We start from the raw sequence: 8,495 nt of genomic DNA on the forward strand, positions 1-8,495 counted from the left end.
ATATCTGCCCACCGTGGCGCTCTACCAACGTTTTGGTAATGGTTAATCCAAGCCCACCGCCCCCCATTTTACGGCTGCGTGATTTATCTACCCGATAAAAACGCTCAAAGATATGCGGAAGATCCGCTGATGGAATTCCTATGCCATTATCTGAGACGGTAATTTGGACCACACCTAATTGGACGGTACCATTGACTTCAACGCTACCGCCTTCAGGTGTATATTTCAATGCATTAGATAACAGGTTTGTCCAGATTTGAATAAGCCGGCTTTCATCGGCAATTACGCAAACATTGGGTATATCTTTTTTCTCCAGGTTAACTCCCTTTTGTTGAAATGAAGGACGCATGAGGTCCATGACTTGATCAATGGACTTCTTTAAAGAGACTTGCTCAAGCATGAATTGAAAATCGATGGAATTAACGATTTGAAGCTCTTCCAAATCATGAACCAGCTGAATCAAACGATGGATTTCTTCACGGCTGGACTGGATCCGTTCCGGAGTAGGCTCCCATATTCCGTCTTGAATAGCAGCGAGGTAACTATTCAATGTGGTTAAAGGTGTCCGCAACTCATGGGCAATATTTTCGGTCATAGCGATTCTCAATTTTTCTTGCTGCTCCAGTTGTTCAGCTAAGTGATTGATGGAAGCGGCCAACTCCTCCAGCTCATCTTTGGGCAAACTCTTCAACGGGAGACGGACATCCCGTTTTCCTCGGGCCATGATTAATGTAAGATTTTTCATGCTGATTAATGGCGACGAAATCCGTTTGGCGATATACACACTTAACACAAATGAGATGATTAAAGCTCCCCCAATCGTTAAGCCTATGGATTGGATAATCGCTTGCTCCAAGTGAGAATTCAGTGAATCAGCTGAATGTTGCGCTTCGGACATTTCGCGTCCATACATTTGAAAATGGTAGTGGGTTGCATTGATCATAGCAATCGAAGCGATCACCAAAATAAAGCCGGTATATAAAATCAGAACCGTGCTTAAGCGAAAAGATAATGTACGTTTCATAAACTCCCCCCGTTAAAGCGGTACCCTGCTCCAAAAACAGTCCGGATAAATAAGGGATTCTTCGGGTCCTCCTCCATTTTTTGACGCAAATTTTTGACATGCTGATCAATAATACGCGAGTCTCCATCAAATTCAAACCCCATAACGAGTTCAATCAATTCTTCCCGAGAGAACGTTCGCTCCGAGTTTCTCGCCATAACTAAAAGCAATTTATATTCAGATGGGGTTAAACTAATGGGTTTATGTTGAACGAAGACCTGTTTGGCATGGCTATCAATAATCAGACGTCCTTCGCCATATTCTAATCGATCGGCCAGAAGTTCTTGCTGATTGGTTCGCCTTAGTACAGTGCGAATTCTGGCTATGAGTTCTTGAGGATCGAACGGCTTCACCATATAATCGTCTGCCCCAACAGACAACCCATGAATACGATGCGAAATGGACGATTTAGCTGTGAGCATAATAATTGGTGTGGGATAAGCTGTTCGGATTTTCCGGCATAAATCCTCTCCGTTCATGTCGGGAAGCATAAGATCCAGCAAAACCAAATCAAAAGGTTGATTGGCTAATTCATTCCAAGCACTCTCCCCTGTGGCCGCTTCGTGCCCTTCAAACCCTTCCTTTTTTAAATAAGCGATGATGACTTCCCTGATTTTCTCCTCGTCTTCAACAACTAAAATTCTACGCATGAGTTCCCTCCAAACGTATAGGCGGATTCTTTTTCCTACGCCTCAACTTCCGTTCTCTGCAAGACTATATAATCAAACAGATCATTTCTCACAACGAAATGACCTGTTATGCTTCTTCCCGATTTTCTTCATTTTGACGACTTCAATGTCTTTTATTAAGGGTTCACTTGTTCCGAGCATAGTTATAGTTAGAGGCGCCAAGGTTTTCTTGGCACCTCTATATATCACTTCAAGGTTACTTAACTTATTACTTAAACAACATCATAACCCTGTTCTTCGATGGTCTCTTTAATTTTGCTTTCTGTAAGTTTGGTCTCATCGAATTGAACTTCAACAGAAGCATTGGACAAGTTAACCTTCCCCCCTGCCCCTATTTGCTTAAGAGCTCCTTCAATGGAATTCACACAGTGTTGACAGCTCATTCCGTTTACGTTTAAAGTAATGGTTTTCAATTTCGACTCTCCTTTCGATTTGTTATTAGTATACCCCCCTATAGTATGATATTCAAGCCTAAAGTTATACTAGCCCAGCCATCTTCATCATTTCTATACATGTTTATTTTATGATGAATGAGGTTTACATCAAAAGAATTAGAAAGGGGTTCTTCAAATGAAAGCAGCGATAATAAGAACAATAATCCTCGCTAGCTCGGTGGCCATTTCTGCTGCTGGCTGCTCGAAAGTAAGCAATATGAACGGAATGGATCATTCAAAAATGAATATGGGTTCAAACTCTACTTCCAACTCCAGTGAATCCGCTGCATCCGTTAAATTGACAACAGCAACACCTGTTGTGAATGGTAAAGAATTCACCATAACCGCACAGGAAAGTAATCTCGAAGTGAAAAAGGGAAAAACCATTCCTGTTTGGACATTTAACAACTCGGTTCCCGGTCCACAAGTCCGGGTAATGGTTGGGGATACGGTCAAAATAAACTTAAAAAATCAACTCAAGCAGCCTGTCTCCATCCATTGGCACGGCTATCCGGTTCCCAACAATATGGACGGAATTCCAGGAGTCACACAAGATGCCGTCGAACCCGGAAAGACCTTCACCTATGAATTTAAAGCCACCATACCGGGAACTTATTGGTACCATTCACATCAAGACAGTGTGAATCAAGTGGACAAAGGCTTGTATGGTTCTCTTATTGTCGAAGACCCCCAAGATACAGCTGACCGCGATTACACCCTTGTGCTCGATGAATGGATGAGTTCTGGAGATATGAACATGGATAACGGTGGGATGAATATGGCAGGACATGATATGAGTATGTATGACCTTTATACGATCAATGGAAAAACAGGTGATGCGATCGATAAGCTTACCGTTAAAGAGGGTGAAAAAGTAAAACTTCGGTTGATTAACGCCGGCTACATCACTCACCGGATGCATTTACACGGTCATTCCTTTAAGGTTGTTGCATCCGACGGGCAGCCCGTGAATGACCCAGCTGTGATCAAGGATCAATTCGTCTCGATTGCTCCCGGAGAACGATATGATATTGAATTTACCGCAGATCATCCCGGAACCTGGTTGCTTGAAGAACATGCTAAGGATAATCGAGCACAAAATATGAGAGCCATTATTCAATACGAAGGTTCCAATTCGAAGCCCGACCCTTCCAATGCCTCCGAAGAACTTCCCGATTTTGATCTGGAGAAGTACGGAACCATGTCTGCATCCGCATTTTCTTTGGATCAAACCTTTGATGAAGACGTGACAATGTATCTAAATACCGAGATGAGAAATGGAGAAATGGTTTACACGATCAATGGAAAGATTTTTCCGGAGACGGATACAATCAAAGTAAAAAGAGGCCCGATGCACCTACACGGCCATTTCTTCCAAGTCTTGAGCAAGAATGGCAAGCCCGTTCAAGGATCTCCGATCATGAAGGACACGCTGAACGTCAAACCTGGCGAAACGTATGAAGTTGCCTTTGAAGCTGACAACCCCGGTGAATGGATGTTCCACTGCCACGATTTACACCACGCGTCCGCTGGAATGGTAACTGATGTGATGTATGATGATTATCAAAATAATTATACGCCTGATCCCACTGTGAACAACGTCCCTGAATAAACAACAAAACGCACCGACTGACTTCAGCCGGTGCTTTCATTTTTGATTTAGGTGGCTTATCCCGACTAGATCAAATTTCGCTGATCATTTTCAGGTAACTTTGTTGACTCACGACGCGGCGTGCTGTAACATACCGATTTTTATAATATGAATCCGATAATTTGCTAATCGTAACGCCTTTACTGCTTGAAGAGTGTGCAAACTCATTATTGCCGATATAAATACCCGCGTGAGAAATTCCCGTACCGTCCGTATTAAAGAATACCAGGTCTCCTGCTCTAAGGTTTTCACGATCTACTGGAGTTCCGGCTTGAGCCTGTGTTTTAGATGTGCGGGGTAAATCTAAATTGAATTTATCGAATATGTATAAAATAAAACCGGAACAGTCAAAACCAGCCACTGATGTGCCGCCCCACTGATAAGGAGTGCCTACGACCTTATCCACCTCACTTTCGAGTTTAACGGAACTGGCAAAGGAACTGGTTGCACTTGCTGAAAAAACAATGGCCGCACCTAACATTGACAAAATTACTTTCTTCACTATGTAGTTCTCCTTCCGATGCCTACGGAGTTAGCTAAGGGTTCGGTAGAAGGTTCCCTCTATTCTTCAATGAGAATATTTCACCCAAAAATGGTTCCCCCGTTTTCAGTATCAAGAAATTCGGCAATAATGATTAAAAAAATGTAACCCTACATAATGTAGTATATAACTAGATTTTTTGTCAATGCCTAATTGATAGATTCCCATTAACCGTAACTTTTTTCACAGATATTTGTTGGATTTTATGGAAGTTTCAACGAAACTGAGTAGGAGTTTGTCGATTTCAATATCCCGATATCGAGGTGCTTATCTTGGTAACGGAACATTTACGCAAGAACAAATAACAATTTTGTAAAGAATTAATCCAAGTAACAGAAAAACCAAGGCAAATAATGATATAGACGCCAAACAAAAAAACCGATCTGGCATTGCCAGATCGGTTAGAGGTATTTACCGTCAGGACACAGTCGAACCATGATCTTCATGCCAAATTTCATGAATGACATCAGCCAAGATGGAGATCGTCCGATAATTTTCTCGAAGCATATTCTCCACTCCGCCAATTTCTATCAAGGCACTGGATTCGACAAGGGATTGATTATATTTACCGTTGCCGCTCGAATGATCCTTTTGATAAATGCCTTTGGAGATTCCGGGTATCTTTTTGTTTAATTTATTTTGAATTCTCGTGGCAAATTGCATTGTTTTTTCCCAGTTTGGGTTATCCCTTCCGACCACAAAATATAATTGAGCATAATCAACATTATTGAATTGGATCGTTGTACGATTTCTGGACTCTGAATCTCGATGGATATCAAATACATATTCGATTGATTTATGGTTAGACAGCTCCTGAGTGAGTGTAGCCTTAGAATACACATACGATTTTGCGTAATTAAAGTTTTGAATTTCTCCGGCGTAATCTTCGGTGGATTGGATGACATTCATTCCTTTTGCCGTTAACTTAGAAGCCAAATCTTTTCCTAATAAAGTAACATTGACTTTAGCGTCAAACGCCTGACTTGGGTTCTTCTGCCCCTCAAGTTCTGGCAGCCAAGATTCCCGGTTGTGCGTATGGTAAATAAGGACTTGAGGTGGACCTGAATGCACTGGATTACTCTTCTGAGGCAATTTCTTCGTTACCGGAGTAATAATTTGATTCTTTGTAGTTAATCGTGTATTGGTCTGATTCGTATCGGATGGCAGGTTGCTTTTAGCTTGTTTCAACGCTTGGGGTGTTGTCGCACTTTTAGATGGAGGGGCTTTCTTTATGGAAGACGTAACCGCTTTTTTCTGAGGATCCATTTCGATGAGCGGATCATTTATTTTCATCTGATGCTCAGGTACTTCTTTCACGGGTAAAGGGGGGACATCCATATACAACGGGATGACTTTTAAGGAGATTATGAAAGATGCTAGGAATGTAAATACCCCTAGTCCTTTAAATGTGGCTTGTTTTGGCATGTAGTTCTCCCTTTCTATATTGTTATGTGTAGTCTATTTCTATTCCATATTTTCATAGAATAGAACAAACGACACATTAGTAAAGAAGGGAAACCATCCGAAAGGAAGGATATTCTTCCTTTCGGGAAGATCTTTATTTGGTTCCATGAACCAGAAGAGATTCTCCAGGAATTTCTATTCCTCGCTTTCCTTCATAGGGTTCAAAGGCCTCCTTGATTTTCGATATCAACCGAGATCGTATTTCATCATCGATACTTCCCAATCCCTTTCCCATCATGCCGGATGCCATTTCTTTTTGGTGTAGAAGCAGCTCCTTGATCGATGAAATCCGCTGAAGGTGCCGAACGGGGCGGATGTCGACATCTTTAAACCCAGCACCTTTAAATATATCACTTAATTCTTCTGGATTTGATAGAGAAAAAACCTTATTTGTTTCCTCCATAGGCAATTCCAACCCTGTTACCTCTTGCAATATTTGCATAGGAAGGCTAAGCACCGGGTATTTTCAGCATTAGACCATACGAGCGCAGCAAAGGCTGCCCCATCCCTTAATACGTGATAGATACCGGTTAATGCCTGATCCAGCCGGGGGATAAACATAAGTCCATGCCTTGAGATAGCTGCGTCGAAGGTTTGAGGCGGAAAATCTAGGTGCTGAGCGTCCATGACGAACGTGGAGAGATTAGCTATTCCTTCCTCCTGAGCTAATGTACTAGCGATCTGCAGCATCCCTTCCGAAATATCTGTGGCCACGACTGAACCCTCCGACCCGACCAAACGTGCAGCCATAAATGACTGCTCCCCCATCCCTGCAGCTATATCCAAGACCTTTTGGCCCGGTTTCAGGCCGGCAGCTTGTAGCATCAATTGTGTAGCTTCCGCCATCATTTCTGCTCTAGCCCCCGAGCTGCTTCTCCATGCTTGAATGACTTGATCTGAACTCCACATTTCGCTCATTGAATCGTTCCCTCCAATATAGAAGATGAGATGTAATGTTTTATGAATGTTCCTAACGTTCATTTTAATAAGAATCAATTATTGAGACGTCTACCTGAGGATGTATTGTTGAAAACTCAACCTCCACCTGGAGGTTGAGTTTTCTCCTATTCAGTAACATCCAAGATCATCATCAGGCCGCCACCACCTTGCATCTCCACATTGTCATTGGTCGTATGATGAGGAATATGACAATGAATCAGCCATTTACCTGGCTTACGAGCTGTCCATAACACGTCATAACGCTGCCCAGGTCCAACATTTACAGTATCAGCCTTATAACGTGCAGTGGGAGAAAGCAACTCACCGTCTAATGCGACGACTTCAAATGGTCCACCGTGAATATGCATAGGATGGATAAAGTTATTGTTTGATCCTACAAACCGAATAAGTGCTGTTTGTCCAACCTTTAATTTCACGGTTTCCGTTGCTGGATACGATTTACCATTAATAGTAAAGTAATTGGGGAACGCCCCCTCCATGGACATCGCTGGAAAGGTTAACCCATCGCGTACAAGCCATTCCTGTAAACTTACAATTGTCTCCACGTCGTGACTGTGGATTTTTGGTGTCGTCCTTTGGGTCAATGATAAGCATTCCGTATAAACCTAGAGACTGCTGCCGGTCAGGAGCATAATGGGAATGGTAAAAATACATGCCAGATTGAATTGCATCAAATGTATACGTATAGGTTTCCCCGGGCTGAATAGGTTTCTGTGTAATATCTCCAGCCCCGTCCATTGCATTGTCTAAAATTAATCCGTGCCAATGAACAGAAGTGGGCTCCGGTAAATGATTGGTTACTTGAATTTGGACTCGATCGCCCTCATTTACACGGATCTGGGGACCAGGTACTTGGCCATTAAAACCATATGCATCCACGGATCGATTCGGGAGGATATTCCACTTAAAGATATCCGCCTCTAGTCGAAATACCTTAAAACCATTTTCTAATGTCGGTTTCAGAGGCAGATCCCCTTGATTTCCGACGACCATATCTTTATTCACCTCATGGGGTAGAACCGCCCTCATATCCTTCATTGCCTCTCCAGATAACGTACGCGTCATGATCATACCCGGAGGCATAATCACATTCCCCACATCCTGTGCACTCAGCTTGGTGTTCACAAAGATATTTGGAATCACAATGCCGATGATAAGCATCAGCCCAGTTACAACGGTTAATGCCATAACTTGAGGGCGTGTGGCTAGAACCTTATGGCTCTCGTGTTCTTTATGTTCTTGATGTGCGTGGTGCATATCCTTCATAGAATGGGATTTGTGTGAATGAGTAGTGGACAGTTGATGGCCTTCACTTGTTGCCTGTCGGTGGTGATGAGAGTGTACCGAATGTTTACTCTCTTCTTGGGTCATCAACCCATGTTTCATGCCTTTTCTTACCATCCACACGTTAAATGGATACGCAATGACAAAACCAATACTGATTCCAATCGACATGGTAAGCCAGAAGAGTGGCTCAAGTGGATCCATGGCTCGCATATCACGCCCCATCATCAGGAATGTCATAACCGGGGCCATGCCTGCCATCATGGCATTCATGGAGATAAATTCTGCATAAAATGTTTTCCGGACATTACTCCAATAGTTACCGCCCATCATATTTTTCATAAACAAGGATTGAAAGATAAACCATCCGAAAAGGAAACCGGTTGCATATTCAACCCATAAATCAAGC

At 42.6% G+C, this 8,495-nt stretch carries 10 protein-coding genes and 1 riboswitch; of the genes, 1 reads left to right on the plus strand and 9 read right to left on the minus strand.

The window, feature by feature from the left end; genetic code table 11:
- The 3 genes from CPT76_RS18800 to CPT76_RS18810 all read right to left on the minus strand — a co-directional run.
- Positions 1-1,024: sensor histidine kinase (locus tag CPT76_RS18800; RefSeq protein ID WP_105443914.1), on the minus strand; the 1,024-nt coding region annotated here is incomplete at its 3' end.
- Entirely contained in the window at positions 1,021-1,713 is a 693-nt protein-coding gene (locus tag CPT76_RS18805; RefSeq protein ID WP_105443915.1) for a response regulator transcription factor, read from the minus strand. The genes CPT76_RS18805 and CPT76_RS18800, both read right to left, overlap by 4 nt.
- A 251-nt stretch (positions 1,714-1,964) precedes the next feature.
- Positions 1,965-2,165: a copper ion binding protein gene (locus CPT76_RS18810; protein ID WP_105443916.1), complete on the minus strand. Its 201-nt coding sequence runs from the start codon at positions 2,163-2,165 to the stop codon at positions 1,965-1,967.
- Between the two features lie 157 nt (positions 2,166-2,322).
- Here CPT76_RS18810 and CPT76_RS18815 point away from each other — a divergent pair, with 157 nt between their 5' ends.
- On the plus strand, positions 2,323-3,798 hold the full coding sequence (locus tag CPT76_RS18815; protein WP_105443917.1) for a multicopper oxidase family protein: 1,476 nt from the start codon (positions 2,323-2,325) through the stop codon (positions 3,796-3,798).
- 70 nt (positions 3,799-3,868) lie between these two features.
- On the opposite strand, the gene CPT76_RS18820 is transcribed toward CPT76_RS18815, so the two are convergent.
- The 6 genes from CPT76_RS18820 to CPT76_RS18840 all read right to left on the minus strand — a co-directional run.
- On the minus strand, positions 3,869-4,339 hold the full coding sequence (locus tag CPT76_RS18820) for a C40 family peptidase (protein ID WP_076169050.1): 471 nt from the start codon (positions 4,337-4,339) through the stop codon (positions 3,869-3,871).
- Between the two features lie 4 nt (positions 4,340-4,343).
- A riboswitch (cyclic di-AMP (ydaO/yuaA leader) is annotated at positions 4,344-4,475 on the minus strand.
- Between the two features lie 320 nt (positions 4,476-4,795).
- Entirely contained in the window at positions 4,796-5,803 is a 1,008-nt protein-coding gene (locus CPT76_RS18825; protein WP_105443918.1) for a stage II sporulation protein P, read from the minus strand.
- Positions 5,804-5,936: 133 nt separating this feature from the next.
- On the minus strand, positions 5,937-6,257 hold the full coding sequence (locus CPT76_RS18830) for a hypothetical protein (protein WP_105443919.1): 321 nt from the start codon (positions 6,255-6,257) through the stop codon (positions 5,937-5,939).
- A 5-nt stretch (positions 6,258-6,262) separates the two neighbouring features.
- Positions 6,263-6,760: a class I SAM-dependent methyltransferase gene (locus CPT76_RS18835; protein ID WP_181152918.1), complete on the minus strand. Its 498-nt coding sequence runs from the start codon at positions 6,758-6,760 to the stop codon at positions 6,263-6,265.
- Positions 6,761-6,906: 146 nt separating this feature from the next.
- The gene (locus CPT76_RS38415; protein ID WP_258168583.1) at positions 6,907-7,218 is read right to left on the minus strand and encodes a multicopper oxidase domain-containing protein; all 312 of its coding nucleotides are present in this window, start codon (positions 7,216-7,218) and stop codon (positions 6,907-6,909) included.
- A 28-nt stretch (positions 7,219-7,246) separates the two neighbouring features.
- Positions 7,247-8,495 (minus strand): multicopper oxidase domain-containing protein (locus tag CPT76_RS18840; protein WP_219845440.1); only part of this gene is annotated, 1,249 nt, incomplete at its 5' end.

It is taken from the genome of Paenibacillus sp. AR247 (genome assembly GCF_002968895.1).
Classification (GTDB): domain Bacteria; phylum Bacillota; class Bacilli; order Paenibacillales; family Paenibacillaceae; genus Paenibacillus_AQ; species Paenibacillus_AQ favisporus.